We start from the raw sequence: 26,776 nt of genomic DNA, 5'->3' as shown, positions 1-26,776 counted from the left end.
TCGCCGATTTGTCTTATGCCTGTCAGAGCTATACGGGCGCCTGCGCTTTTCTTTGTCTAGACTCCGGCGCCCAGCTCTTCGGGTCATAAGGCCACTCTGCTGTGTGGCAAAGAACGCCACTTCGCCGATTTGTCTTATGCCTGTCAGAGCTATACGGGCGCCTGCGCTTTTCTGAGATCAGCGCATTGTTTCGAGCTTTAACTCCCCTTTATTATAAAGTAATCGGATGGTGCCGTTTTCTGCGGTGTTTAACGTATCAAGTTCCAATTCATCGAATCGGTCGACTACTTCTGGACTCGGGTGGCCGTACCGGTTATCAACGCCGGTCGAAAAAATTGATACAGCCGGATTGAGTAGCGTTAAAAATTCCTCGCTGCTGGACGTTTTACTGCCGTGATGTCCTACTTTTAATACCGTCAGACCAGCGAGTTCGCTGCTGTAAGTTTCTACTAATGCCTTCTCCCCTGCAGCTTCTAAATCTCCTGTAAATAAGACACGGTAATCACCTGTTTTCATAAATAGCACAAGTGAATCGTTGTTGCCTTCGTAAGTAGCATCTGTTGGGGAAAAATAGCTGAATTGCGTGTCCGCAACGCCCCAATTTGATCCAGCTCCCGGAAACACGATATTGGTTTGCTTTGTATAAGGAGCCAATTGAAGCATCAATGCGTTTGTAGCAGATCCCGGTGTTAAATGAAGCTCTTTAACTGGAAACAACTCGAAAATCTCATCTGCCCCTTCTGCATGGTCAGCGTCTGGATGCGAAAGTACAAAAACATCAATTGAAGAAATGCCGTTGCCTTTCAAATAAGGCGCTACAACTTGCCGCCCAATTTCATAAGGTCGTTTCTTCTCTTTAAAAGCTTCTGTGTCAAAGCGCAGCAAGCCACCACTATCGACTAAATACACAGCTTGCCGAAAAGGCAATTCAATTACAGCACTATCGCCTTGACCTATATCGAGAAAAGTTACTTTCAAACGCGGATCGACATAAGGCACAGCCGTAAACAGGAGTGCAGGAACTACTAAAATCAACAACTGACTAAATTGAAATTTTCGCTCAGCGGCGCAGTAAAACAAATAAACACTGGCTGCTAAAAGAAACACGATAAAAAGAGTGGGCTTTCCAGGATTCCAAAGTTGATAAGGCAATGCGGCCAGCCGGTTCATGAATTGATCGATCAGTCCGCGCAAAGGTTCATACCCATTAAAAACAACATCTGCTACTGGCTGAGATAAAAAAGTCAGAAACAATAACAGAAAATTGGCCGGTAAAACCAGCAAAGTAAACAAAGGAACAAAAAGGCTATTGACCACAAATGCAGACAACGACAATTCATAAAAATGAAAAAGAAGTAACGGGTATAGTGTCACCTGAGAAATGAATGTTAAGACAAAGCCTGTTTTTATAGCAGATCGGATTTCACTTAGGAACTTTAAAGAGTAAATAATGCCAAAGGTTGCACCATAGGACAACTGAAAACCAATTTTGTACAGGACGTATGGATTCCATAGAATAAAAATGATCACACTAGTTAACATAATACTTGCAATAGATAACCGGAAGCCGAAAAGCTTGCCTACTAGTACAGCGCATACCATACTAACTGCTCGCCAAACTGAAGGCGCACCACCAGCTAGAACCGCGTAAAGCGGCAATACAACTAACAAAATGACGAGCGCCATCTCTTTTCGAACATGCAAACGGACAAGAATGCCATAAAGCAGACCCGATGCAATTCCAACATGCAATCCTGAAATAGCAAACAAATGAGAAATACCTAAGGTTTGATAGACACGTTGGTCTTCAGGATCCATGTTTTCTCGCTCACCAATCAGTAAAGCTTCCGCTTCTGCAACTAGACTTTCTGGGAAATGCTCGCGTATATGATGCTTTAAAGCCTCTCTCCTGCTAAGTAGCCGATTTTTCCACGTATCGTTCTCTGTCACCCCATCTATTGACTGGATGACCAATAACGAGTTTGCTCCATTATGCCGCAAATATTTACTCATATCAAAAGAATAGCGATGCGAGGGAGATGATGGTTGTTCAAAAATACCATTAACTTGAAATATGGAGTCGTCAACTAGACTTTCTAATTGAAGCTTTTGTTCAGCGGAACTTAAGCGGTATCGTGCGTAAACGACTGTACGATCTTCTAATACTGCAAATCCTCTAAGACTATCGCCATCGATGACTGCACCCGTATGAAATATCAGTGTTCCTGAATAAGGCTGTAGCTTACTAACTAGCTGCTGACTTCTAAAATCCTGCACCAAATACACCGCACAGGTAAATAAAAAAACTGCGACAATAAGAACTCGCCCTTCTTTTTTCCAACACATCCAACTAAAAAGCAGCGCCATGAACACGAGTTGAACCGCTGTTTCATGCGCTGCATATGTAGCAAGAATTGTAGCTGCTGCTAAATATAGAAAAGGAGTAGTTGTTACACTTCGATTTCTCCGAATAATTGATTCACCCGTTCAGTATAATGGGCCAATTCTTCATCACTTCCACCTTTTTCACGCAACTTTTCCAGGAGTTCCATATAAAGAGCAGATTTTTCGACACTCAAAAAATCAATCTTCCGCTCGTCAAATACTACTTGCACGACTTCTACACCTGCCTGCTCTAATAATTCAATGGCATATTCATGATTTTTGTAGTCTGTCGCGTAATAAAGTCGAGCAATTCCGGACTGGATAATCGACTTAGTACATGGCAAACAAGGAAAATGGCTGACATACATATCCGCGCCACTGACGCTAATGCCGTATTTCGCACATTGCAGTAGCGCATTCATTTCTGCATGGATTGTCCGCACGCAATGTCCATCAACCACGTAACAGCCCTTATCGATGCAATGGTCTCCTCCTGAAATTGATCCATTGTAGCCACCTGCCATAATTCTTCGGTCACGCACAATGGTTGCGCCGACAGACAGTCGTGTACAAGTGCTTCTAAGTGCGAGCAAATGGCTTTGCGCCATAAAAAATTGGTCCCAAGTTATTCGCTTCATTTAATTGCCTCCTGCTCATGTAGTTAAAATAATTGTAGCAGAGGCATCTATTTCGTCAACCGTCTTTTCTTGTACGGCTTTCTATTTGGCAGAAATAAGATCTTTTAGTTGTTCAAAGGTTTTGTCGCCAATTCCCGTAACCTCAGTTAATTCTTCCGGTGTTTTAAAGCGCCCTACCTCTTCCCGATAAGCAAGGATAGCAGCGGCCTTAGAAGGACCGATTCCCGGTAGTTCCATCAATTCGGTTTCACTCGCCAAGTTGATATCAATCAAACCGCTACCACTAGCTGAAGCTGTCTGAGACGATGCCGCTGGCAAACTGATTTCTTCTCCCACTACTGGTACGTAAACACTAGTTTCATCCACAATTACGAGCGCCAAATTAATAGCACGACTATCGGCTTTTGTTGTGAAACCACCTGCAGCTTGAACAGCATCTTGCATACGGGATCCTGCGGGTAGCTCGTATACACCTGGATGAACCACTTGTCCTTTCATATCAATCATTAAGGTAGTCTCTATTACGGGAACTTCATTTTCTGGGGGTTCTGTCTGCTGAGGGGATTCAGCGTTGATTAGTTCAAGAGAAGTAGCAGGAGCTGTTTCTGACTTACTTTGAGGAAACAAGAAGTAAATTAGTAGCAGCACAATGACAGCTGTGGGGATCAGCAGCCATGCAAATTTGTTCTGAAGCTCGGAAAATTTCAGTTCGCATTCCTCATTTCTTCAGAAGGCAATTAAATAGAAGCTGTTTGAATTATATAATAATTCAGTTGCTGCTGTCTAGCTTTTTTGAATAGACAAAAAGCCACCTGCACGTTGCAGATGGCTCCATCAATTCGCCTCAAACTTTTCTAGCATAGAAGAAAATACGTTCACTTTCTTCATCCGGCACCTGATCTGAAAAATCGGCTGTCACCGACTCTACAGAAAATCCAGCCGTTTCCAACCATTTTGTGTAAGCATCAACAGAAAACGTTCGCTGTTCATGCGTTTCTTCAAAACGTTCGAATAACTCATTGTGACGAACGAAAAAAGTCATGTCGTGAATCACGCTATGTTCTGCTTCTCCAGGCTCAGTATGCCAAATGTACGCAATTTCTTCTGCATCATAAACAAATGGACTGGCCATGTAGACTTTATCCACTTTGACAATGGAATGTACGTCAAAGAAAAAATGACCACCCACATTTAAGGCTTCATAAACTTCTTTAAATGTTTGCTGAACCTGTTGCTCATCCTGCAAATAATTAACCGAATCAATAGCGATCGTCACGATATCAAAATCGGTCAATCCCTCTAAATTATCCATCGACAATTGAAGTACCGGAATTGACTGGTTTGCATCTTGAAAGCGTTGATTGGCAATCGTCAACATGTCTTCAGACAAATCACTCGCTGTTACGTTATAGCCCATTTCAGCAAAAAGCTGTGACAATGTGCCAGTTCCACACGCTACATCCAGCAACTTGCCGGATGCAACATGGGAAGCGACCCACTCCACATACTTTTCGTAAGGAATATCTTCCATCAGCCCATCATAGACTGCGGCAAATTTTCCGTATTTCATATTTCCATTTGCGGAGCTTCTCTCCACAGACGTTCAAGGTTGTAGTATGAGCGCTCGTCTTTATGGAAAACGTGTGCGACTACATCACCAAGATCGACAAGAATCCATCGTGCAGAGTCGAATCCTTCAATGCTTTTCACTTCATGGCCTTCTTCGTGGGCTTTATCCATAATTTCTCTTGCAATTGATTGAACTTGACGATCTGAATTCCCTGTACAGATGACAAAATAGTCAGCTAGCAACGAAATTCCCTCCATATTTAAAACAACGATATCTTCTGCTTTTTTATCTTCTGCTGCGTTATACGCTACTTGTAGTAAAGTTTCTTTAGTCATTCTTTCACTTTCCCTTTCTGTTGCACGAAGTAATTGTAACACTTCAGTGAATCCGGAAATACCGGTTGATTTTTTGATTTTAAAAATTCGATGGAATGTTTGATCGCGGCTTCCATCATAACATCCAATCCTTGATTTTTTAATTGTCGCAATTCTTCAACACCTGAAAATTTGCGGTTTGGTTCGATTAAATCAGCAATATAGACGACTTTTTCCAAATCAGACATCGCTTCACGTCCCGTCGTATGGTAACGAATGGCGTTAAGTACGTCTTCATCGGTAACCCCAAATTCGCTTTTCGCTAAATGAGCGCCTACAGGAGCATGCCAAAGTTCTGCGTGGTATTCGAGTAGTAAAGGATCCATGTTTTCAGAAACGATGACAGATTTCATCCATTCTCGATCTGAAAATTTTGCAACATCATGCAAAATTGCTGCTGTTTGCGCATTGGATTCGGACACTTTAAATGCTTTAGCGAGTTCAGTTGCGGTATCCACTACACCAAGCACATGAGTAAATCGGTTTTCTGGAAGTCGTTCTTTAACGGTCTGAAGCATGTGGTTGTGATCCATACAAGCGCTCCTTTCGAATAAAAGCTTCCACTTTCTCCGGCACCAGAAAGGCGAGGGGCCCGCGTGCAGCAACCCGTTCTCTCAATAATGTGGATGACAATCGCAATTCCGGAGAATCAATCAGCATCACCGGATAAGGAGTCTCTGTAGTATACCCCGGCCGCTTAACACCAATAAAGCGAATCAACTTTACCAACTCATCAATTCGGTGCCAAGAAGACAAACCTTCTACCATGTCGGCTCCAATAATAAAATGGAATTCGACGTCAGGTTCTTGTTCAGACAGTTTTGTTAAGGTATCAAAAGAATAAGAAACTCCACCCTGTTTGATTTCGAAGTCTTCTACTTTAAATTGGTCGTGATCAGAAATCGCGAGCCTAGTCATCGCGAGCCGCTGCTCGGCACTAGCACCTGCAACTTCTTTATGAGGCGCAATATAATTGGGCATAAAACGGACTTCAGCCAATTCGGCCGCGAAAAGCGCTTCACTCGCCATGATTAAATGACCGAGATGAGGCGGATTAAATGTTCCGCCTAGAATCCCAACTTTTTTCATCTTTTAACCGGTAGCTCGATTCGTTTATTATGAACCGATTGTTTGTAAAGTACGACAGTGTGACCAATCAATTGAACCAACTGTGATTTTGTGCCTTTAGCAAGAGCTACTGCTACTTCATCTTTGCCGTCTTCATTGTTTTGAAGAATACTAATTTTGACCAATTCGCGCTTTTCTAATGCTTCTTTGATTTGAACGAGCATGGCATCACTGACGCCGCCTTTACCTACCTGGAAAATGGGTGCAAGATGGTGTGCTTCGCTTTTCAAAAAGCTTTTTTGTTTAGTTGTTAACATAAGTGCCTCCTAGTTTTTCTGTGATCATTTGGATCATTTTTTCAGTATTTGGCTGTATCCCTGTCCATTTTTCAAAAGCAATTGCTCCTTGATAAACAAACATACCAACGCCATTTGAGATAATGCAATTTTTTTCTCGTGCTTTTTTCAAGAACGGTGTTTCCAGTGGATTATAAATAATATCCGCTACTAAAGTTCCTGATTTTACTCGGTCCAGTGAAATCGGCAACGCTTCACCTGTCGCTAATCCAACAGAAGTCGTTTGAATCACAATTGCAAATTCAGCCAATTGTTGTTCAGATTCAATGAGCGTCATGGCAGAAGCATTTGTTTCTGCCGCTAGCTCTTCTGCACGCCGGTAGGTTCGGTTGGTAATGGTCACATTCGTAAAGCCAGCGCGCTTCAAAGCAAAAGCAATTCCTCTTGCCGCACCACCTGCGCCAATCAGTAACACTTTTGATGTCTTATCGATGACATGAACAAATAGCGAGCGAACAAAGCCGTCACCATCTGTATTTGATCCAACATAATGAGTTCCATCAAAATTCACCGTATTGACAGCATTCATTTGCGAAGCACTTTCTTCTAGTTTTCCTAAAAGCGGAACAATGGATTGCTTGTGCGGAAGTGTAATATTAAAACCACTGATGCCCAATGTTTTCATAGCTTCCAATGACTTTTTCAATTGCGACGGTTCCACATGAATCGGTAGGTAAGCAGCTTCTATGCCATGTTCATCAAACCACGATTCATGCATAAATGGGGATAAGGAATGAGCAATTGGATCACCAATTACTGCGTACCATTTCTTCATCTAAAAACCTCCTAAATCAACGATGGGCGTAAGAGAACTTCCACACCCTTAGGCGCGTGAGCAGCAATAACGGCGTTGCCGTGCTGTATAGTAATCCAACCAAGTCCAGAAAACACAATATCCATTTTTGCATCTTTGACACTAAATTCGTGGCGCACCAACTCTGGAAAATCGTCTTTGTATTCAGCTGACGGTGGTGCTAGCATATCGCCTAGATGTTGTGCGTACAAAGCATCCGCGTTCTCTAGTTTAGTTCGGTGAATCCCTAAGTCATTAGCAATGTGGACAGTGAATGATGAACGCTCACCTTGAATAAAGTCAAATCGTGCCAATCCGCCAACAAATAATGTTTGCCCTGCATTTAATTGGAACACACGAGGCTTAATTTCTTTTTTCGGCATAATTTGTTTGAGATCTGCTGTTTTTAAATGATGAGCCAATTGATGATGATTGATAATTCCTGGTGTATCAAATAATGAACGTTTATCATCCAAAGGAATTTCAATCATATCCAATGTCGTTCCAGGGAAATGTGAAGTCGTAATGACATCTGCTTGCCCTGTCGCTTGCTTAATCACGCGGTTGATGAATGTCGATTTCCCAACATTCGTACACCCTACCACATAGACGTCTTTGCCTTTACGGTATTTTTCGATTGCTTCCATCGCTTCTGGAACTCCGGTTCCTCTGTGAGCACTTACCGTTAATACGTCAATCGGTTTCAATCCTAATTTTTTAGCTTCTTGTTTCATCCAGTTGATTAATTTAGGCTGTTTCACTGACTTCGGTAACAAATCCGCTTTATTGGCAATCAGTAAAATATCATTATTCCCAACAAAACGGTGAAGACCAGGAAGCCAGCTGCCATTAAAATCAAAAATATCGACGATTTTGACGATCAACCCATCGCGTTCGCCCAAGCCGTTTAAAATCTTCAGAAAGTCATCATCCGTTAATGAAACAGGCTGAAGTTCATTGTAATTTTTCAGGCGAAAACAGCGTTGACAAATAATTTCTTCTTTTTCTAACGAAGACGGTGGTGCATAGCCTACCTCTTCTTTATGTTCAGTTTGAATCTGCACACCGCATCCGATGCAAGTTGGCATTTCGCTCACTTTTCTTCCTCCCACATCAATTGTCCTTTTTCTTTCAACTTCTTCATGATTTTACGCTCGATTCTTCGGTTAAAACGAGTAAAAAAGCCATCTGACTGCGCTACTGGCAATACTAGTATGGTATGCATCTTGTTCAAATTGCCTCCGAAGATATCCGTTAACATTTGATCTCCAATAACCACGACTTGATCGCGTTTTGCTTCCATAATGCGCAGTGCTTTTCTAAAAGCGCGGCCCATCGGCTTACGAGCTTGATAAATAAACGGAATTCCTAAAGGATCCGCAAACGACTTGACACGCAATTCTTTATTATTGGAAACGATTACTACTTGAATACCGGCATCTTTCATCGATTTCAGCCATTCAATCAATTTCGGGGTAGCATCTGGACGATCCCATTCTACAAGTGTATTATCTAAATCCGTAATTATCCCTTTAATATTCTTTTCAATTAATATTTCTGGCTTAATGTCAAAAACGTCTTTTACATACTCACTAGGTACAAAATTTTGATACACTCTAACTCACTCCTGTTTTCCGAACTTAATTCTATTGATTATACCATATTTCCTAGTGCTTCTCCCACCTTGATCCGTTGTCCAGAAGACATATCTTCGACAAATCTAACGGAATTGTTCTCAAAAAACAACACAACTGTTGAACCAAAGCTGAAATAGCCTACTTCGCTGCCTTTTTCCCAGTCACTACCGGTCTCTGTGAGTTTAATAGAATTTACAAACATGGCACCGACTTTGACGACCAACATCTTGCCAAACTCAGTTTCTAACTCCGTAATCATCCGGTAGTTGCCACTGATCGGCGCTTTGCCGTATTGCAATCCAGCTGCGTTAACCGGATATGATTTTTTACCAAGCACATATTGTCTCTTCACTGTGCCATCAGCCGGACTGTGGATACGGTGATAGTCAGCTGGCGATAAATACAGCACTGCGTATTTCCCGTTTTGGTAGCAATCAGCTAAATCGCTATCCCCTAACAAGTCGGCTAATGAATAGTCGTGTCCTTTCACAAAAAAACGACTATCTTTTCGTAGGTCCCCAATGATTTCAATTTTCCCATCCACTGGAGACACGACAGAAACTTCAGCAATTGGCCGACTACTGCCAGTAAGTTTACGAACAAAAAAATCATGAAGTGTCGGAAAGCTTTCTAAAGGTTTTTCGATTTCATCCGTTGCGATTTGATATGTTTTTATATAGCTCGGTATAAATCTGCGGCTTTTTTGAGAACCGGCAAATTGGCGAATTAAATTAGAAGTAAAAGCTCCGTTCGTTAGTTCTATTGAACGCTGGTACAAATATTTTTTCATCGAGATGCCTCCGTTGCTAAAATAGTCTACCATTATTTTACCTTTCGCAGTATAATAGATTGAACAAGTTTACAAAAAAAGAAGGAGTGTTTTCCATTGTTAATAATCGAAAGAATGGATCACACCATAAAAAAGCTGAAGTCACAGGCCGCAAACTCCATTACGATCGGTAATATGTTGTTTGGCGGGGCTTCTCTTATGGCCACTTTAAATGGATCTTATAGCTATAGCGTGCTATTTATATTTATTGCAGCTTTTTTAGACCGCTTTGACGGTATGGTGGCAAGAAAGTTTAATCAAGAATCTGATTTAGGCAAACAACTCGATTCAATGAGCGATTTGTTGTCCTTTGGTGTCGCACCCGCAATTTTAATTTATCAACTTGTCTTGTCAGACTTCGGTTTTATTGGAATGGTTTTTACTGTACTTTATCTGTCATGTGGCGCTTTTCGCTTGGCGCGTTTTAACATTTCAGACTCGACTGGATACTTTACTGGGTTGCCTATTACAGCTGCAGGTACAGTTATCACTTTATCGTATTTTGCATTGTCGGTATTTTCACCGGTCGTCTATATGTTTTTATTTGTTCTTTGTTCTTTGTTAATGATCAGTACCTTTACCTTGAAAAAAGTTTAAAAAAAGCTGAGTGACGTTAAGAAAACGTCCCCAGCTTTTTCATTTTGTCTGCACAAAATCAGATACGTGCGGCTAGCTGGCTGATGACACTGAAAACAATTTCTGTTGAATGCTTAGCCGCTACAGGCAAGAATTCTTCAAACGATACCGATGATTCTTTTCCGGCAATATCTGACAATGCACGAATGACAATAAAAGCCACATCAAATTGATAGCACACCTGCGCAACTGCCGCCGCTTCCATTTCAGCTGCTTTCATCGACGGGAAATGTTCCCGCACTTTTGCGACACGCTCTGGATCGTTCATAAATGAATCTCCTGTAGCAATCAATCCAACCGCATAATCGTGCTGCCCCATTTCCTTAACTGCTTTAACGGCTAGCTCAATCAATTCTTTATTAGAAGTAAAAGCTGCTGGCAATTGAGGTACTTGGCCCATTTCATAACCAAAGACAGTTACATCTACATCATGGTGACGAACTTCGTCTGAAATCACGACTGCACCGACTTCTAGTTCCTCATCAAAACCGCCTGCTGAGCCAATATTGATAACAATATCAGGTTTATATTGTTGAAGTAAAATCGTCGTTGACATGGCCGCATTTACTTTACCAATTCCGCTTTTTAACAATATAATTTCCTGTTCTTCGTATGTACCTAAAGTAAATTCGCATTTTGCAATTTCTTCCGTTTGCGGATTTTCTAGTCTACTTCTTAATAATTGAACTTCTTCTTCCATTGCACCGATTACACCGATTCTCATATTGCCATTCCTCATTTCATCTTAATTTCATTACAATTTCATTTGATAAAAGAAAAAGACGCCTTTATTAATAGGCGCCTTTAAGCGTTTTTAAGACGTCCATTTTTACTGGTTTCCAGCCTTCGCCATCGACCCATTCCATATGGACGCGGTATTTTTCAGATTCATCTTTCGACTGAACAGTCGCTATCGATTTCTGCGGACCACCGCCATTTTTTATCATCATGACATACATATTATTTTGATCAAGGCCGGTCGCATAAGAAACGGCTTGAACTTTTTCGTTCCAGTCAGCTGAATTTTTTTGATAGACAGAAACATGATCGCCTTTTTGCTTCGTGCCAATCGGCTCCCAGCTGGTGTTAATCACGGTTTCTTCGACAATCGGATCGCTCGAGTCTTCCCGTGTAATTGTTCCACCTTTAATGGCAGACTCTTCTTTTTCTTTTTCTTCTTCCGCTTTTTTAGCGGCCTCTTTTTCTTTTTCAGCAGCTTCTTTTTCAGCAGTTTCTTTTTCTTTAGCTGTTTCTTCAGTGCCTTCGCTGTCTTCAGTCCCACTCGTTTGTTCGTCGATTTCAGGCGAACTCGCTACTTGATCCGGATCTTGAGCTTGTTCGTTCCCTCCGCCAAAAAGCATGGAAACTCCAATTATGAGAATCAATGCAAATACCAAGCCAATCAAAATGTTCAAAATCGAATTTGATCGGTTTTTCTTTTTCTTCAAACGAGAGGGATACGGCTTTTCTTCGTTATTCATTGAATGTCCCCCTTTCTTAATAGTTTACCATTAATACACTATGACAAATTTGACGTTTCAGCGTTAAATACGTTTCATTTACAGTTCAACTAATGAGAAACGGCCATCCTTTTTAAAGAATGGCCGCTTGATCACGTGATTGAAAGAATCTTGATTTCCATTTCTCCGCCTGGTGTTAATACTTTAACATTTTCACCAATCGTGCGGCCAATCATGCTTTTCGCAATTGGAGAATCGTTTGAAATGCGACCTTCTAAAGGATCTGCTTCTGCTGATCCAACAATTGTATAAGACTCTTTATCGCCATCTGGAACTTCTATGAATGTTACAGTCGTCCCTAAGCGAACGACATCTTTGTTTGATTCATTTTCATTTATGATAACTGCGTTACGGATCATCGATTCAAGTGTTGAGATGCGACCTTCTACAAAAGCCTGATCTTCTTTCGCAGAGTCATACTCAGCGTTCTCAGATAAATCACCAAAATCACGAGCGATTTTGATTCGTTCGACTACTTCTTTACGTTTAATTGTTTTTAAAAAATCCAGTTCATCTTCCAACTTCTGCTTTCCTGCAGCTGTCATTGGAAATTGTTTTTCGTTAGCCATTGTTCCCACTCCTTCAACTGCTGACCTGGATGCCTACATCCGTCAGTCTCGTATCATCATATTATAGTTTCACTATCTATTCAAGAATAGTTTTAATTTTTGTAACCATTAAATCGATTGCCACTTCATTTTGGCCACCTTCAGGAATAATTACATCGGCATACCGTTTTGTCGGTTCAATAAATTGATTATGCATCGGTCGAACAACCGTTAAATACTGTTCAATAACAGAATCGATTGTCCGCCCGCGTTCATTAATGTCACGCAATAGACGACGAATAATGCGCAAATCACCATCTGTATCGACGAATAATTTAATATCCATTAGTTCACGCAAACGCGGATCTTCAAGTACTAATATGCCTTCCAGTATAATAACATCTTTTGGCTCGATTACTACAGTTTCTTCTGCACGTGTATGTAAAGCATAATTGTAAACCGGTTTTTCGATGGCACGACGCTCAAGCAATTCGTTGATATGATCAATTAACAAATCCGTATCAAATGCTAATGGATGGTCGTAATTTGTTTCCAAGCGCTCATCAAAAGCCAAATGACTTTGGTCTTTGTAATAATAGTCCTGCTCGATGACGACGACTGAGTTTTCTTTAAAGACTTCATAAATTGAATTCGTTACACTCGTTTTTCCCGAGCCCGAACCCCCTGCGATTCCAATAACGACCGGCCGTTTAGTAGACATATTAGTTAGCTCCCTGTAAATCTCTTTTTAGTGTATTTATTTCTTTCTGCAAATCAGTATGCCATCACCTGAGGATAATAATTCTGTATCATAGCACGGGTGATTGAGCATATGTTCTTTAAAAGTCGCCAAATTGCGAATCATCGTCCGTTTCCTTCTCGGTACGTCCGACAATGGCATATCTGAAAGACCATGCATGGTCATGTTATCGCAATAGATAATACCACCTGTTGGCAATAATGTTTCGTATTTGTCGAAAAAGCGCTCGTATTGACCTTTGGCAGCATCTATAAAAATTGCATCATACTGCGGTTTCAGTTGGGATAGTTCCAGTTCTAGTGCATCTGCATGATAAATACGGATGCGACTCGCTAACTCTGTTTGAGCAATAAATTCCAACGCCTTTTGATACCGTGAGTCATCGCGTTCTACAGTATCCACTGTGCAAGCAGGTAACGCCTCAGCCATTTTAATCGCTGAAAAACCAATCGCTGCACCAATTTCAAGAATCTGTTTAGGCTGTTGAATTTTTAAAAGTTCAACTAGCTCTCCGATTCCTTGATCCTCCATGATGGGAATGTGATGCAGAGCAGCATACGCCTGAATCGCTTTAAGCGTCGTTGATAATTGATTGGTCACCATACAAATAAGCTCCTTTTCGACTCAGCAAAAATTACTTCAAATCTTACCATAAAAAGAGAAGGAAAGCGAGGACGCTTCCTTCTAAGTGGTTTACTCTCCAATATACTCGTCTCGATTCTTCAAATGCTCTTCGTAAGTTTTAGCAAAGTGATTCTTGCCTTCCTTGTCCGCTAAGAAATAGAGGTAATCGGTTTTTGCAGGGTCTAGTACTGCTTGAATCGAAGAGCCTCCTGCATTTGCGATAGGTCCCGGTGGCAACCCTTTGTTTTGGTATGTGCTGTACGGGTGTTCAAATTCGTAATCCTTGTTAAACAAACGCTCTTTGTGTTTGCCCATTGCGTAAATTACAGTTGGATCTGTCTGCAATGGCATATCGTCTTCTAAGCGATTGTAAAAAACACTAGCAATCGTTTGGCGATCAGATTGTGCTGTGGCTTCTTCTTCTAAAAGAGAAGCAAAAGTCAATAACCAATGAGGCGACTTTTCGAGTTCATCTAAGACACCTTGGTATGGTACAACGTTGGATTGTGTCGCATTAAGCATTTGCTCAATAATTAACGTTAACGATGGTTCTTCTTCATACATAGGATAAGTTGCCGGGAATAGATATCCTTCGAGAGGGTGACGAATGTTATCACCTCGTATTTCGTCAGTCAATAAATCTGGATATTTAACCATTAACTCTTCAATATATGCAGGGTCATCAATTTGTTTCAGAAATTCTTCTGCCGTATACGATGTTTTTTTAGCGATAACATTTTCAGCGATTTCTTCAACCGTTAAACCTTCTGGAACATTAATGGTAAACAACGGTTCATGATAAACTTTACCCGTTTTCAAACTTTCCGTAATTTCATCCAGCGTCATCGACTGCATCAAATCATAGGTTCCTGCTTGAAACTCAGATTCATTTTTAAATTTGACGTAGTATTTATAGATGCGCGCGTCTTCAATCACATTATTTTCTTCAAGCAGTGCCGCAATGCTGTCCAGACTCGAACCGATTGGGACTTCAACGGTAATCACTTTTTCTGAGTCGGCATCTACCGGCTCTAAGGCATCAGTGACATAGCTATAGGTTTTAAAACCTGCAATCCCAATGATAATTACTAGGATCAGTGCGACTATTAATACGATGCGTCGGACGACTCTCACTTCCTTCTTTTTTTCTTTCATACGTTCAAACATAATTTCTTTTTTTGATGGTTTCCCCACGGGTTTTCCCCCCAGCTTTTCTGTACTGCAAAAGTTGAGCTAGTTATAGCTCACTTCTACCAGTATACAAGAAAAGTGCACAAAAGAAAAAGGCGGAATCAGCAATCAATTCCGCCCTCATCTTTTTAAAGCTCTTCGTTTTCTTCTTCTTCGTCAAGGAACGTGTTCAACATTTCTTCAATCATGTCCCACTCTTCATCAGTTTCAACTGGGCGAAGCTCTCCGCCACCTTCAGTTTCATCTGATTCAGGGTTTTCTGTGAATGAAGATGCGTGAATTTCAATTTCGCCTTCTTCATCTTCTTCAGCGCCAATTGGGAAATACAAAACATATGATTTTCCGAAATCTGCTGATTCAAATGTAAACAATACTTCAAATAATTGCTCGTTGCCGTTTTCATCAACGACTGTAATGTGTTCTTGTCCGTGTTCCATTTGCGTCACCTCATTATTTTTTAAAATCAAGATAGCCCTGCAAAATCATGACTGCTGCCATCTTGTCGATCACTTTTTTGCGATTTTTGCGACTGACATCCGCGGAGATTAACATCTTCTCTGCTGCAGACGTTGTAAGCCGTTCATCCCATAGGACCACCGGTATACTATACGCTTCTTTCAGCAAATCTGCAAATCTTTCGGATGCTTGAGCACGTGGCCCAATTGAATTGTTCATGTTTTTCGGGTACCCCACAACTGCTTCAGTCACTTCATATTGTTTGATTAGTTCACCGAGACGGACCATGCCAAATTCCTCGATGGCTTCATTTATTTTGATGGTTTCGATTCCCTGAGCTGTCCAGCCCATCGGATCACTAATCGCGACTCCAATTGTTTTCGAACCAACATCAAGTCCAATTATGCGCATCCTTATTCTCCGTTATTCTTCTTAATATAGAACTTTACAAGTTCCTCTAGAATTTCATCCCGTTCTAGTTTGCGAATCATATTTCGCGCATCCTGATGGCGAGGAATATAAGCCGGATCACCTGATAATAAATATCCGACGATCTGATTGATCGGGTTATAGCCTTTTTCTTCAAGTGCAGCATGGACCTGTAGCATCACTTGCTTCACTTCTTGCTCCATCGACTCATCAGACGAATCGAATTTCATAGTTCGATCAAATGAACTCACGACAAGCACCTCGCTTTCGGATTTTAAATAGGAATAATTGCTCCTGCTGTCTGCTTCTTATTATAACCGATAGCGGTCATTTATTAAACCTATTTCACTAAGCTATAAACGGATTCAAGTGCCGACTCTAACTTGTCGACATCTTTTGCACCTGCCATTGCCATATCTGGCCGGCCGCCACCTTTGCCGCCACATTGTTCTGCTACGTGTTTAACGATTTGTCCTGCATGATAATCTCCGCCTGCCAAGTCTTTTGTCACGCCTGCTGCAAGCATCACTTTATCTCCGTCTGTCGCACCAAGAACGATTACTGCTTTACCCATTTTCGTTTTCAAGTCATCCATCATTTGACGCAATTGGTTATTGTCTTTTGCTTCGACTTTAACGGACAGTACGGTAATGTCTCCAATTTTTTGAGCTGCATCTAAAATGCCCGCAGATTGCGCGTTAGAGATTTTCGCAAGCAAGGATTCATTTTCACGTTGCAAGGCTTTTATTTCAGCTTGAACCGATTGCGCTTTTTGAATCATCTCTTTCGGAGAAGATTTTAATAATCCTGCCGCCTGTTCTAATACGTGCTCACTGTCTTTCAAGTTTTCATAGGCCCCTTTACCTGTTAGCGCTTCGATTCTGCGTACCCCAGCACCAATGCCGCCTTCAGAAACAATTTTAAACAAGCCAATTTCCGATGTATTGAATACGTGAACGCCACCACATAACTCTAGTGAATAGTCGCCAATTTCAACGACGCGTACAACATCCCCGTATTTCTCACCGAACAATGCCATTGCACCCATATCTTTTGCTTCTTGCAAGTTATGGTATCCAGTTTGAACTGCGATTCCTTCCCATACTTTTTCGTTAACGATTTTCTCAATGGTCTCTAACTCTTCTTTCGTGACTTGGCCAAAATGAGAAAAATCAAAACGTAAACGATCTGGCCCTACATAAGATCCCGCTTGGTTAACATGCGTTCCTAACGTATCTTTTAGCGCTTGGTGCAAAAGGTGTGTCGCTGTATGGTTTTTCACCGTATGACGACGATCTGCTGCGTCTACTTTTGCTGTCACAGACGCCAGTGTTAATTCTCCCGTGTTAATACGAACAGAATGTAAATTTTGGCCATTTGGTGCTTTTTTAACGTTTAATACAGTCGCTTGAACCAAATCATTGCTCAAGGTTCCGCGATCTGCTATTTGTCCGCCACTTTCTGCATAAAACGGTGTTTGATCTAGAATAACTTGAACTTCTTCACCTTCATGTGCACGGTCAGCAAGTTCACCGTCCTTAATAATAACTACTACTTTAGCATCTGAAACAGTCTGGCTGTAGCCAATAAATTCACTGGCTGTTTTAATATTACCCAAAACTTCAGATTGAGTTTGCATCGAATTAACGTTTTGACGCGCGCTTCTTGCACGATCACGCTGAGCTTGCATCGCTGCTTCAAAGCCTTCATGGTCGATGGTCATGCCTTCTTCTTCCGCGTATTCTTCAGTCAATTCAACCGGGAACCCGTATGTGTCATAAAGACGGAATGCATCTTCACCAGGAATTTCTGTTTGTCCGTTCGCTTTTTGTTTTTCCACAACCGAAGACAGAATCGCTAAGCCGTCATGAAGTGTTTCGTGGAAACGCTGTTCTTCTAGTTTCATCACACGAATGATAAAGTCTTGTTTGTCGTTAACTTCGGGGTAAAAGCTCTTCATAATATCTCCAACCACTGGTACTAGCTCAAACAAGAATGGCTGTTCAACGCCTAATTTTTTCGCATAACGTACGGCACGACGTAATAAACGACGTAACACATAACCGCGCCCCTCGTTAGATGGAAGGGCTCCGTCACCAATCGCAAATGCAACCGTACGGATGTGGTCGGCAATCACTTTAAACGCCATATCCATATCCGCGTCTTCGCCGTACGTTTTCCCTGAAATTTCTTCTGTTTTTCGGATAATCGGTACGAATAAATCCGTGTCGTAGTTGGTTGCTACGTCTTGAGCCACACAAGCCATTCGCTCTAAGCCCATTCCTGTATCAATGTTTTGTTTAGGCAGTAATGTGTAGGTGTGATCCGCGTTGTGGTTGAATTGTGAGAACACCAAGTTCCAAATTTCCAAATAACGATCATTTTCGCCACCAGGATATAGTTCAGGGTCAGTCAAATCGTTGCCATAGCTTTCGCCGCGGTCGTAGAAAATTTCAGAGTTCGGACCACTTGGACCTTCACCGATATCCCAGAAATTCCCTTCCAAACGAATAATGCGTTCAGCTGGTACGCCTACTTCATTTAACCAAATTGCGTATGCTTCTTCATCTTCTGGATGAACTGTTATAGAAAGTTTTTCAGCGTCAAAACCGATCCATTTGTCGTCCGTTAAAAATTCCCAAGCCCAGTGAATCGCTTCAGTTTTAAAGTATTCGCCAATTGAAAAGTTCCCAAGCATTTCGAAAAACGTATGATGACGCGCTGTTTTCCCAACGTTTTCAATATCATTTGTGCGAATCGATTTTTGTGCATTTACGATTCTAGGGTTGTTTGGAATGACACGGCCATCAAAGTATTTCTTTAAGGTAGCGACGCCACTGTTAATCCACAATAAGGAAGGATCTTCAAAAGGCACAAGCGGTGCACTTGGCTCCTGATCGTGGCCCTTTTCTTTAAAGAAATCAATATACATTTGTCTAATGTCTTCTGCTTTTAAATTTTTCATCTATTTTTCCTCCTTAACATAATAAAAAGCCTTCATCCCAAAAAAGGGACGAAGGCTTTATTTCGCGGTACCACCCTAGTTACACAAAGCAGCATGCTCTGTGTCTCTCGAACACCTTAACGCGGTTCAACGGCAGGAATTAGCTGCACTCCGGAGTAGCTTTCTAAAATCGACTGTCGTCGGAGCCTTTCAGCCTAGGGTCCCGTTTCTTTTCGAATGCGATTTTATACTGTCTCCATCAATGTGTTTGTCTATCAATCTAATTTGAATTATAGAAAAAGCTTTGCGTGATGTCAATAGTGATACTTTAATTGGGCAGTGTTACTGCGAAACCAACTCCGCTTTCCTGCGGGCTTGCGCCGAACTAACTCGGCCTTAACGCCCGAGTGGATTTCGGCACTTCGCTATCCCGCGGGAGTCTCCGTTGGTTTACTTCGTAACTTACATAACAAGTATTTATATGAAATTTAGTTTCAACACAAACAGGAAACCGCATTCTAAATTACGGTTTCCTTTGCATGTTGTGTAAATTTTAAAGATTTACTCAAGCTTCCATAAACTTTTGTGGAGTAATGCCTTCCATGCCAATCATTGGATGGATGGCGTGGACATTTTCGGCAGTTAAACTGACGGGACCGCTCTGTTCTGTCTCGACTTGTTGCTTTGTTTGTTGTTCGGTTTTTGGTTGTTCGGTTGTGACCGCTAGACGGCTTTTTAATGTGGTCATGCGCTGTGCGTCGTCCGTGCGTTCAACTCCGTAACGGAAGACGCTTGGATCTCCACAGAGAATAAGAAAATCCCTACTCCGGGTAATGCCCGTGTAAAGCAAATTGCGGCGCAACATTTTCATGTAGCCCCGAACTACTGGCATGATGACGGTTGGAAATTCAGATCCTTGTGACTTATGGATTGAACAACAGTACGCTAGCGTGAGTTGGTTTAAATCGCTACGTTCATAAGTTACTTCAATGCCATCAAAAGATGCTACTAACATGTCTTGTTTTTCAACGGTTTCTTTTGCTTTCATAATAGCAACAATTTCACCCATGTCACCATTAAAGACATTGCTTTCTGGTTGATTGACGAGCTGCAACACTTTATCGCCAATGCGGTACGTAATGTCACCAAATGCTAATTCTTTTCGTTTGCCATCCGGATTCGGGTTGACCATTTCTTGAATCAGACGGTTCAAAGCATCGATTCCAGCTGGTCCTTTATACATCGGAGCAAGCACTTGGATGTCTTTAATCGAATGACCTTTCGACAAGGCACTCCTCACAACTTTTTCAACAACAGCAGGAATTTGGTCGGCTCCCGCTTTGATAAATGAACGATCGGCCGTCTTTACAGTGATGTCTTCAGGCAATTGTCCATTTTTCATTTGATGGGCGAGTTCAATGATGGAGGAACCTGACGCTTGTCGGTAAATATCGGTTAGCTCAACAGTTGGAATCCGTTTTGATTCGAGTAAATCTCTTAGCACTTGTCCGGGACCAACCGGCGGCAATTGATCTTGGTCTCCAACGAAAATTAGCTGTGCGTCTTCTGGTACTGCTTTTAGCAGTTGATGAGCAAGCCACGTATCAACCATCGACATTTCATCGATAATAATTAATTTGCCTTCGATTTCTTTTTCGGTTTCTTCGTCTTTTTCTTGGCCATTAAAGCCTAATAAACGGTGGATTGTCATTGCCGGTAGGTCAGTGGATTCACTCAAGCGCTTGGCCGCACGTCCCGTTGGTGCTGCTAGGATAATGGGAAACGGCTCTTTTTTCTTGGCGTATTCTTTCGGATCGAGTGACAACCCGTGCAGTTCTGCATAGATTTCCACCAATCCGCGGACAACCGTGGTCTTACCGGTACCCGGTCCACCCGTTAAAATCATGACCGATGAATTAATACTGTTTTCAATCGCGTCAACTTGCGTTTCTGCATAATTCACACCAAGACGTTCCTCTGCTTCACCAAGCGCTTTACGAACTTCTGAACTTGGAAACTTTGTGCGATTTTCTTGTTCGGCCAGTAAAGTTTCCAGTTTCGTCGCAATTCCAACTTCTGAATAATACAGCGATGGCAAATAAAGCCGCGTTTCTTCGCCTGCGACTTTACTTTCTTCATTTAATTCGATAGCGGCTTTCGAAATCGCTTCAATCGCAATTTCTCCTTGCTGACGTGATTCGAGCATTTCCTTAACTAGCGGAATCAAGGTTTTAGCGTCTACATAGACATGGCCTTCAGACAGAGAAGCTTGGTTCAGAATGTGCAAAATTGCCGCTTTGATTCGGTCCGGATGACTGCCAGTGATGCCAAGCTTGGTTCCGAGTTCGTCGGCACGTTGAAAACCGATTCCTTCGATTTCTTCAATCAGCTGGAAGGGATTTTTCGTCAAAATTTCAATGGTTTCTTCGCGGTAAGCTTGATAAATACGCATGCCCACTTGAGGGCCAAAGCCCCAGTCGTTGAGCTGAATCATCACACGCTCCAGACCGAGATTCATCTGTAAAGTCGCGCGAATGGTGTCTTTTTTATCATCTGACAACCGCGGCACTTTATCTAATGCATCAGGGTCTTCAAGAATTTTCTTAATCGCATCTTTGCCGAGTTTTTTGACGATTGTTTCTGCTGTTTTCCGGCCAATGCCATTAAACATATCACTGGACAAGTAATGAATAATTCCTTGTTCGGTTTCTGGTACTTCTTTCGTAAACGTTTCTACTTGGAATTGAACACCATAACGCGGATGATTTTTCACGACGCCTGTAAAACGATACTGTTCTTCGAGCGTTAACATCGGAAAATAGCCAGATACAATAATTTCTTTTTCAGTGTACGGGGTGTTGGTTTCTTGAATTTTCACTTTGGCTATGGAGAATAAGTTTTGAGGATTGTGAAAAATCGAGACGACAGGACGCCCTAATACAAACTGTTTTTCTTCTTGAAATAAATCGATTTGTCCGGTCATTTCTGTCGTCTCCTCTTCACGTAGCTATTGTAATGTCGTTGCAATCATATCGTAAGCATATCGTGCCATTTCATTGCGCTCATCTAGCGTATACGCCTGTTTCAAATGATACATAGCGTCTTCTGTACGATTTGTCGAGACTGCGTAAAGAACACCCACATTATAATGAGCATCCGAATGATCTGGTTCGCTGTCGATTACTTGTAGAAATTGAGGTTCTGCTAGTTCAAATAATTCCATAGATGCCAAACAGATGCCATAGCTCAAGCGTGCTTGAACATCCTGTTCATCCAGTTCTACCGCGCGTTGAAAATACGGCAACGCTAGTTTCGGCTGCTCTAGTTTTTCAAAGCATTTACCGATCATAAAATGCGCATCTGCGCCTTCAAGTTCGTATTGCAATGCTTTTTCATATAGCTTTAATGCTTCTGAATAACGCTCTGAATTAAAATACAAGTTAGCCAAACCATAAAAAGCCGTCGCTGATGTCTCATCAAGCGTAATGGCTTTTTGGAAAAATCTTTCCGCACGGTCAATTTCGTCCATCGACGTTAAGACATGCCCAAAATTGATATAGCCTAGCGGGTTGTCCGGTTGTTCATCGATTGCTTGTGTGAAAGCTTCAACGGCTTTTTCTGTATTGCCTTCTTGTAATGCTTGTATCCCGATTTCGTTGTAATTCATTGTTGTCTCTCCCATTAACCGACATATTCCAAACGTGCGCCATTTTTAAAGACACGATCGATCGTTCCACCGCCTAGGCATTCTTCACCATCATAAAAAACGACAGCTTGACCAGGCGTAATCGCGCGGACCGGCTCTGCAAATGTCACGATGGCTCTTTCGCCTTTAAATTCAACAGTTACACCGACATCTTGCTGACGGTAACGGAATTTTGCTGTGCATTCTAATATCCCGCTTGGTGCTGTATTTGATGTGAAGCTTAAGTTTACCGCAGTTAAGCTATCTGAGAAAAGGGCATCATGATGAATATTTTGTCCAACGTATAATACGTTGCGCTCTAAATCTTTTCCAATAACAAACCACGGATCTCCTGCCCCGCCGATACCAAGTCCTTGGCGTTGGCCAATTGTATAATACATTAAGCCGTCATGTGAACCCATTTTAACGCCTTCTAACGTTTCCATTTGACCCGGTTGTGCTGGCAAGTATTGACCCAAAAATTCTTTGAAATTCCGTTCTCCAATAAAACAAATACCCGTGGAATCCTTTTTCGTCGCTGTTGCAAGTCCCGCTTCTAGCGCGATTTCACGGACTTTCTTTTTCTCCATATGGCCGATTGGGAACATCACTTTCGACAATTGATGTTGGTCTAGTTGATTTAAAAAGTAAGTTTGATCTTTGTTGTTGTCTTTGCCACGCAACATTTTTGTTTCGCCGTTTTCTGCGTGTTCAACTTGTGCGTAATGACCAGTTGCCAAATAATCGGCCCCCAGACTTAAAGCATGCTCTAAAAAGGCTTTGAATTTAATTTCTTTATTGCACATAACATCTGGGTTTGGCGTACGTCCTGCTTTGTATTCTTCCAAAAAATACGTGAAAACTTTGTCCCAGTATTGCTTTTCGAAATTTACCGCATAATACGGAATACCAATTTGGTTACAGACGCGAATGACGTCTTCGTAATCTTCTGTCGCAGTGCAGACGCCATTTTCATCGGTGTCATCCCAATTTTTCATAAAGATGCCGATAACATCGTAACCTTGTTCTTTCAATAAATACGCAGCAACCGAAGAGTCAACCCCTCCGGACATGCCGACGACAATACGTGTATCTTGTAATGATTTTGTCATTTTATTCACCTTTTCATTTTAATGCCAAACGCTGGCTTATTTGAGCTGTCTTTTCGGCAGCTTGCTTAATTGTTTCAGACGTCAATCCTAAGCCGAAGCTAAATCGAATAGAATTACGGCTTTCAACAGCCTTATCGCCGTACATGGCAACAAGCACATGAGATGGATCAATTGAACCTGCTGTGCACGCTGATCCGCTTGAAGCTGATATCCCCGCTAAATCCAAGTTGATTAAAAACGACTCAATTTCTATACCTGAAATACTGAGATTTAAAATATGCGGCATAGAATGACTGCCATTTTCTTTATAGTTGACGTTTTGTTTATCCAAAACGTCTTTAAACATCGTTTTGTATTGCTCGTAAGCTGTTGTTTTTTCTTCCATCGTTGCTAACGCAATTTCTGCTGCTTTAGCAAATGCGGAAATCGCCGGTACGTTTTCCGTTCCTGCCCGGCGCTTACGTTCTTGTTCTCCTCCGTACAACAATGGAGTTACCGCCGTTCCTTTGCGTTGGTATAAAAAGCCAACACCTTTAGGTCCGTTTAGTTTATGCGCAGAGACCGATAATAAATCAACGTTTAATACGTTAACATCGATTGGCAATATACCAAATGCTTGAACCGCGTCGGTGTGGAATGTCACATCTGTATCTTTTAACAATTCACCGATTTCGGCAATCGGTTGAATGGTTCCAACCTCATTATTGCCCATCATGACCGATACTAGAATTGTATCGTCACGCAGCGCATTTTTCACGTCTTCTGCTCGCACGCGTCCATTTTCACCCACTGGCAAATAAGTTACGTCGTAGCCTTGTCGTTCTAATTCCTCACAAGCATGCAAAATGGCATGGTGTTCAATCATTGTAGTGATGATATGCTTTCCTTCTTTTTTTGCAGCCGTGCCAAAAATTGCCGTATTGTCCGCTTCAGTACCCCCGCTAGTAAAAATAATTTCATGGTCATGAGCCTGTATGCTGTCAGCTAGCAATTTGCGTGCATCGTCCAGTTTTTTACGTGCCGCTCTACCGGTACCATGGATACTTGAAGGATTGCCGTAAACCGTTCCGAGTGCTTCAGAAAAAGTCGCCACCACTTCGGGATGCATGGGCGAAGTCGCCGCATGATCTAAATAAATTCGATTCATAGTTGTTGACCCCTTTATATATAGTACATGTAATTTTCAGTTTCACCGTTTTCGGCGTTTGCCAAATCTTCAATCGTTGTGGTATCGAGAACATTTTTTACTGCATCACGAATGCGTACCCATAGCTCACGCTGCGGTTGCTTTTCGTCTTCAATGCCTTCAACAGGTTGGATGGGACCTTCTAAAACACGAATCACATCTCCTGCTGAAATTTCTTTTGGGTGGCGCGTCAACATATAACCGCCATATGCCCCGCGGACACTTTTAACAAGCCCTGAGTTGCGTAGTGGTCCCACTAGTTGCTCTAAGTAAGCTTCAGAAAGGTCATTTTCTGCCGCAATTTTACGCAATGGAATCGGACCTTCTCCGTATTGTTTACCAAGTTCAATCATAATTGTCAGACCGTAACGGCCTTTGGTTGAAATTTTCATGAGTACACCTCTAAGTTTGATAATTTTCATAAGATTGGTATTCCGTAAACTAGCTGCGCTTTCCCGTGGGAGTCTCCGCTAGTTTACTCCATACTTGTTTAAAATAAATAAATTATTCTCGATAAAAATCGAATTTATTTTTCTCGAATACTTCCCTACGTGCGACTAGTTTTATTAACAGAATAATGCTAATAATACATCATAAAATAGCCGGTTTAACTACGTTTATTCTTCAAAACAGTATATCATAATTTGACTTGAATGGACTTGTAATGACTTTTGAAACCTCAAACGCTATACTGATAGAACGAATATCCGAAAGGAGTTTTTCTATGCACAACGAACCTTTAGCTTTTCGTATGCGTCCTCGAACGATTGATGAAGTCGTCGGACAAAAAGACGTCATCGGACCACATACGGCTTTATATAAAATGATTAGTAATGGACATGTACCTTCTATGCTGCTGTACGGCGAGCCTGGCATCGGCAAAACTTCTATCGCTCACGCTATCGCAGGGACATCGAATTTACCTTTTATCGCGCTGAACGCCACAACTTCTGGCAAGAAAGACGTTGAAGAAGTCGTGACCGAATCACGGATGACCGGTAAAGTATTGTTGTTTCTGGATGAAATTCACCGTTTTAACAAGTTGCAGCAAGATGCTTTGCTGCCGCATGTTGAAAGTGGTTCGATTGTTTTGATTGGTGCGACAACGGAAAATCCATTCCATGACGTTAATCCGGCAATCCGTTCGCGTTGCGGTGAAATTAAGCAATTAAAGCGGCTGTCTCAAGAAGATATTGTGCAGTTGCTAAATAGCGCATTGGCCGAACCCAAACGTGGACTCGGCAGCGAACACATTGCGATTTCAAAAAAACAAGTCGAACGCATTGCAGAAGGTACCAATGGTGACGCTCGTAAAGCATTAACGATGCTTGAATCGATTGTCATTGCTTCTGATGAAATCGACGGTAAATACATTGTGGAAGATCAGATGGTCGAACAAATGATCAAGCGTGTCGGCGTGTTCGGTGATAAAAAAGGATCGCACTTTTTTAATTTATTGTCTGCATTACAAAAATCAGTGCGCGGAAGTGATGTCAATGCAGCAATGTATTATTTGGCGCATTTATTAGAAAATGGTGACTTAACTGCTGTTACACGCCGTTTACTCGTTATGGCTTACGAGGACATTGGACTTGCCAATCCTGCTGTTGGCGGACACGTTCTCTCCGCTTGCCAAGCAGCTGATCGTCTCGGTTTACCGGAAGCCCGCATCCCGCTCGCTCAGGCAGTCGCTGAAATGTGCTTGTCCGAAAAATCCAATTCTGCCTATAAAGCCATTGATGCTGCAACTGCAGCTATTAATAAAGGCGATGTTGGCGACATTCCATTGCATTTGCGCGATACACATTACGCAGGAAGCGCCGAACTGGGGCACGGCGGATACCGCTACCCACACGACACGCCCGTCGGCTCGTTCGGTGGCTGGGCAGATCAAGATTATTTGCCAAAAGAAATAAGGTCAGCCGAGTTTTATAAGCCCATCGTTGCTGGTGAGGAAAAGAAATTCGCTGGCATTTATGAAAAACTGAAAAGCTTTCGAAAAAACAAAAAATGATATGAATATCGAGCAAAGGGG

General features: G+C 41.9%; 29 protein-coding genes and 1 other annotated feature. Of the genes, 2 read left to right on the top strand and 27 right to left on the bottom strand.

Going from position 1 to position 26,776, the window contains the following annotated elements; genetic code table 11:
- Nucleotides 1–177: 177 nt before the first annotated feature.
- The 12 genes from QMF37_RS05115 to QMF37_RS05060 all read right to left on the bottom strand — a co-directional run bounded on the left by QMF37_RS05115 (nt 178) and on the right by QMF37_RS05060 (nt 9,611).
- Nucleotides 178–2,277 (bottom strand): DNA internalization-related competence protein ComEC/Rec2, encoded by a 2,100-nt coding sequence (locus QMF37_RS05115; protein WP_283476979.1) that lies wholly within the window; start codon nt 2,275–2,277, stop codon nt 178–180.
- 173 nt (nt 2,278–2,450) lie between these two features.
- Complete coding sequence (locus tag QMF37_RS05110; protein WP_058385579.1) at nt 2,451–3,023, bottom strand: ComE operon protein 2; 573 nt, start codon at nt 3,021–3,023, stop codon at nt 2,451–2,453.
- A gap of 81 nt (nt 3,024–3,104) precedes the next feature.
- A complete protein-coding gene (locus QMF37_RS05105) occupies nt 3,105–3,530 on the bottom strand; it encodes a helix-hairpin-helix domain-containing protein (protein ID WP_245830254.1) in 426 nt (141 codons plus the stop codon).
- Nucleotides 3,531–3,867: 337 nt separating this feature from the next.
- Nucleotides 3,868–4,593, bottom strand: coding sequence for a class I SAM-dependent DNA methyltransferase (locus tag QMF37_RS05100; RefSeq protein ID WP_283476975.1), 726 nt, complete (start codon nt 4,591–4,593; stop codon nt 3,868–3,870).
- Nucleotides 4,590–4,928, bottom strand: coding sequence for a ribosome silencing factor (rsfS, locus tag QMF37_RS05095; protein WP_058385582.1), 339 nt, complete (start codon nt 4,926–4,928; stop codon nt 4,590–4,592). The genes QMF37_RS05100 and rsfS overlap by 4 nt, the downstream gene beginning before the upstream one ends.
- Entirely contained in the window at nt 4,925–5,500 is a 576-nt protein-coding gene (gene yqeK / locus QMF37_RS05090) for a bis(5'-nucleosyl)-tetraphosphatase (symmetrical) YqeK (RefSeq protein ID WP_071154365.1), read from the bottom strand. The genes rsfS and yqeK overlap by 4 nt, the downstream gene beginning before the upstream one ends.
- Entirely contained in the window at nt 5,469–6,056 is a 588-nt protein-coding gene (locus tag QMF37_RS05085) for a nicotinate-nucleotide adenylyltransferase (protein ID WP_058385584.1), read from the bottom strand. Before QMF37_RS05085 ends, yqeK begins: the two co-directional genes overlap by 32 nt.
- Entirely contained in the window at nt 6,053–6,352 is a 300-nt protein-coding gene (gene yhbY, locus QMF37_RS05080; RefSeq protein ID WP_058385585.1) for a ribosome assembly RNA-binding protein YhbY, read from the bottom strand. The genes QMF37_RS05085 and yhbY overlap by 4 nt, the downstream gene beginning before the upstream one ends.
- Entirely contained in the window at nt 6,339–7,166 is an 828-nt protein-coding gene (gene aroE / locus QMF37_RS05075) for a shikimate dehydrogenase (protein ID WP_283476970.1), read from the bottom strand. The genes yhbY and aroE overlap by 14 nt, the downstream gene beginning before the upstream one ends.
- A gap of 11 nt (nt 7,167–7,177) precedes the next feature.
- On the bottom strand, nt 7,178–8,281 hold the full coding sequence (gene yqeH / locus QMF37_RS05070; protein WP_058385587.1) for a ribosome biogenesis GTPase YqeH: 1,104 nt from the start codon (nt 8,279–8,281) through the stop codon (nt 7,178–7,180).
- Nucleotides 8,278–8,799, bottom strand: coding sequence for a YqeG family HAD IIIA-type phosphatase (locus QMF37_RS05065; RefSeq protein WP_283476967.1), 522 nt, complete (start codon nt 8,797–8,799; stop codon nt 8,278–8,280). The genes yqeH and QMF37_RS05065 overlap by 4 nt, the downstream gene beginning before the upstream one ends.
- 38 nt (nt 8,800–8,837) lie before the next feature.
- Nucleotides 8,838–9,611, bottom strand: coding sequence for a phosphatidylserine decarboxylase (locus QMF37_RS05060; RefSeq protein WP_283476966.1), 774 nt, complete (start codon nt 9,609–9,611; stop codon nt 8,838–8,840).
- A gap of 96 nt (nt 9,612–9,707) precedes the next feature.
- Between QMF37_RS05060 and pssA the strand changes: the two genes are divergently transcribed.
- The gene (gene pssA, locus QMF37_RS05055) at nt 9,708–10,247 is read left to right on the top strand and encodes a CDP-diacylglycerol--serine O-phosphatidyltransferase (protein WP_058385590.1); all 540 of its coding nucleotides are present in this window, start codon (nt 9,708–9,710) and stop codon (nt 10,245–10,247) included.
- 58 nt (nt 10,248–10,305) lie between these two features.
- On the opposite strand, the gene mtnN is transcribed toward pssA, so the two are convergent.
- The 15 genes from mtnN to cymR form a co-directional block, all read right to left on the bottom strand.
- The gene (gene mtnN, locus QMF37_RS05050; RefSeq protein ID WP_058385591.1) at nt 10,306–11,010 is read right to left on the bottom strand and encodes a 5'-methylthioadenosine/S-adenosylhomocysteine nucleosidase; all 705 of its coding nucleotides are present in this window, start codon (nt 11,008–11,010) and stop codon (nt 10,306–10,308) included.
- 67 nt (nt 11,011–11,077) lie between these two features.
- Complete coding sequence (locus QMF37_RS05045) at nt 11,078–11,767, bottom strand: DUF1510 family protein (protein WP_283476961.1); 690 nt, start codon at nt 11,765–11,767, stop codon at nt 11,078–11,080.
- A gap of 131 nt (nt 11,768–11,898) precedes the next feature.
- A complete protein-coding gene (gene greA / locus QMF37_RS05040) occupies nt 11,899–12,375 on the bottom strand; it encodes a transcription elongation factor GreA (RefSeq protein WP_071154363.1) in 477 nt (158 codons plus the stop codon).
- 76 nt (nt 12,376–12,451) lie between these two features.
- Nucleotides 12,452–13,096: a uridine kinase gene (gene udk, locus QMF37_RS05035; protein ID WP_342743354.1), complete on the bottom strand. Its 645-nt coding sequence runs from the start codon at nt 13,094–13,096 to the stop codon at nt 12,452–12,454.
- A 15-nt stretch (nt 13,097–13,111) separates the two neighbouring features.
- Nucleotides 13,112–13,717 carry an O-methyltransferase gene (locus tag QMF37_RS05030; protein WP_283476958.1) on the bottom strand — a complete coding sequence of 202 codons (606 nt, stop codon included), beginning with the start codon at nt 13,715–13,717 and terminating at the stop codon, nt 13,112–13,114.
- 90 nt (nt 13,718–13,807) lie between these two features.
- Nucleotides 13,808–14,932 (bottom strand): endolytic transglycosylase MltG, encoded by a 1,125-nt coding sequence (mltG, locus tag QMF37_RS05025; RefSeq protein WP_283476956.1) that lies wholly within the window; start codon nt 14,930–14,932, stop codon nt 13,808–13,810.
- Nucleotides 14,933–15,057: 125 nt separating this feature from the next.
- Nucleotides 15,058–15,366 carry a DUF1292 domain-containing protein gene (locus tag QMF37_RS05020; RefSeq protein WP_058385596.1) on the bottom strand — a complete coding sequence of 103 codons (309 nt, stop codon included), beginning with the start codon at nt 15,364–15,366 and terminating at the stop codon, nt 15,058–15,060.
- Nucleotides 15,367–15,379: 13 nt separating this feature from the next.
- The gene (gene ruvX, locus QMF37_RS05015) at nt 15,380–15,796 is read right to left on the bottom strand and encodes a Holliday junction resolvase RuvX (protein ID WP_058385597.1); all 417 of its coding nucleotides are present in this window, start codon (nt 15,794–15,796) and stop codon (nt 15,380–15,382) included.
- A gap of 2 nt (nt 15,797–15,798) precedes the next feature.
- Nucleotides 15,799–16,065 (bottom strand): IreB family regulatory phosphoprotein, encoded by a 267-nt coding sequence (locus QMF37_RS05010; RefSeq protein WP_058386921.1) that lies wholly within the window; start codon nt 16,063–16,065, stop codon nt 15,799–15,801.
- An 89-nt stretch (nt 16,066–16,154) separates the two neighbouring features.
- Nucleotides 16,155–18,779, bottom strand: a complete 2,625-nt coding sequence (alaS, locus tag QMF37_RS05005) for an alanine--tRNA ligase (protein ID WP_283476952.1) — start codon at nt 18,777–18,779, stop codon at nt 16,155–16,157.
- 41 nt (nt 18,780–18,820) lie between these two features.
- Nucleotides 18,821–19,030, bottom strand: a binding site (T-box leader).
- Nucleotides 19,031–19,323: 293 nt separating this feature from the next.
- The gene (gene recD2 / locus QMF37_RS05000) at nt 19,324–21,741 is read right to left on the bottom strand and encodes an SF1B family DNA helicase RecD2 (protein WP_071154362.1); all 2,418 of its coding nucleotides are present in this window, start codon (nt 21,739–21,741) and stop codon (nt 19,324–19,326) included.
- A gap of 24 nt (nt 21,742–21,765) precedes the next feature.
- Nucleotides 21,766–22,425 (bottom strand): tetratricopeptide repeat protein, encoded by a 660-nt coding sequence (locus tag QMF37_RS04995; RefSeq protein ID WP_071154361.1) that lies wholly within the window; start codon nt 22,423–22,425, stop codon nt 21,766–21,768.
- Between the two features lie 14 nt (nt 22,426–22,439).
- The gene (gene mnmA / locus QMF37_RS04990; protein WP_283476947.1) at nt 22,440–23,555 is read right to left on the bottom strand and encodes a tRNA 2-thiouridine(34) synthase MnmA; all 1,116 of its coding nucleotides are present in this window, start codon (nt 23,553–23,555) and stop codon (nt 22,440–22,442) included.
- Between the two features lie 13 nt (nt 23,556–23,568).
- A complete protein-coding gene (locus QMF37_RS04985) occupies nt 23,569–24,702 on the bottom strand; it encodes a cysteine desulfurase family protein (protein ID WP_283476946.1) in 1,134 nt (377 codons plus the stop codon).
- Between the two features lie 14 nt (nt 24,703–24,716).
- A complete protein-coding gene (gene cymR, locus QMF37_RS04980; protein ID WP_058385603.1) occupies nt 24,717–25,133 on the bottom strand; it encodes a cysteine metabolism transcriptional regulator CymR in 417 nt (138 codons plus the stop codon).
- 332 nt (nt 25,134–25,465) lie between these two features.
- Here cymR and QMF37_RS04975 point away from each other — a divergent pair, with 332 nt between their 5' ends.
- Complete coding sequence (locus QMF37_RS04975; protein WP_283476943.1) at nt 25,466–26,755, top strand: replication-associated recombination protein A; 1,290 nt, start codon at nt 25,466–25,468, stop codon at nt 26,753–26,755.
- Nucleotides 26,756–26,776 lie beyond the last annotated feature (21 nt).

It is taken from the genome of Planococcus sp. S3-L1 (assembly GCF_030063085.1).
GTDB classification, from domain to species: Bacteria; Bacillota; Bacilli; order Bacillales_A; family Planococcaceae; genus Planococcus; species Planococcus kocurii.
The sequence above is the reverse complement of the archived record's forward strand: the minus strand, read 5'-3'. Positions and strand labels throughout refer to the sequence as shown.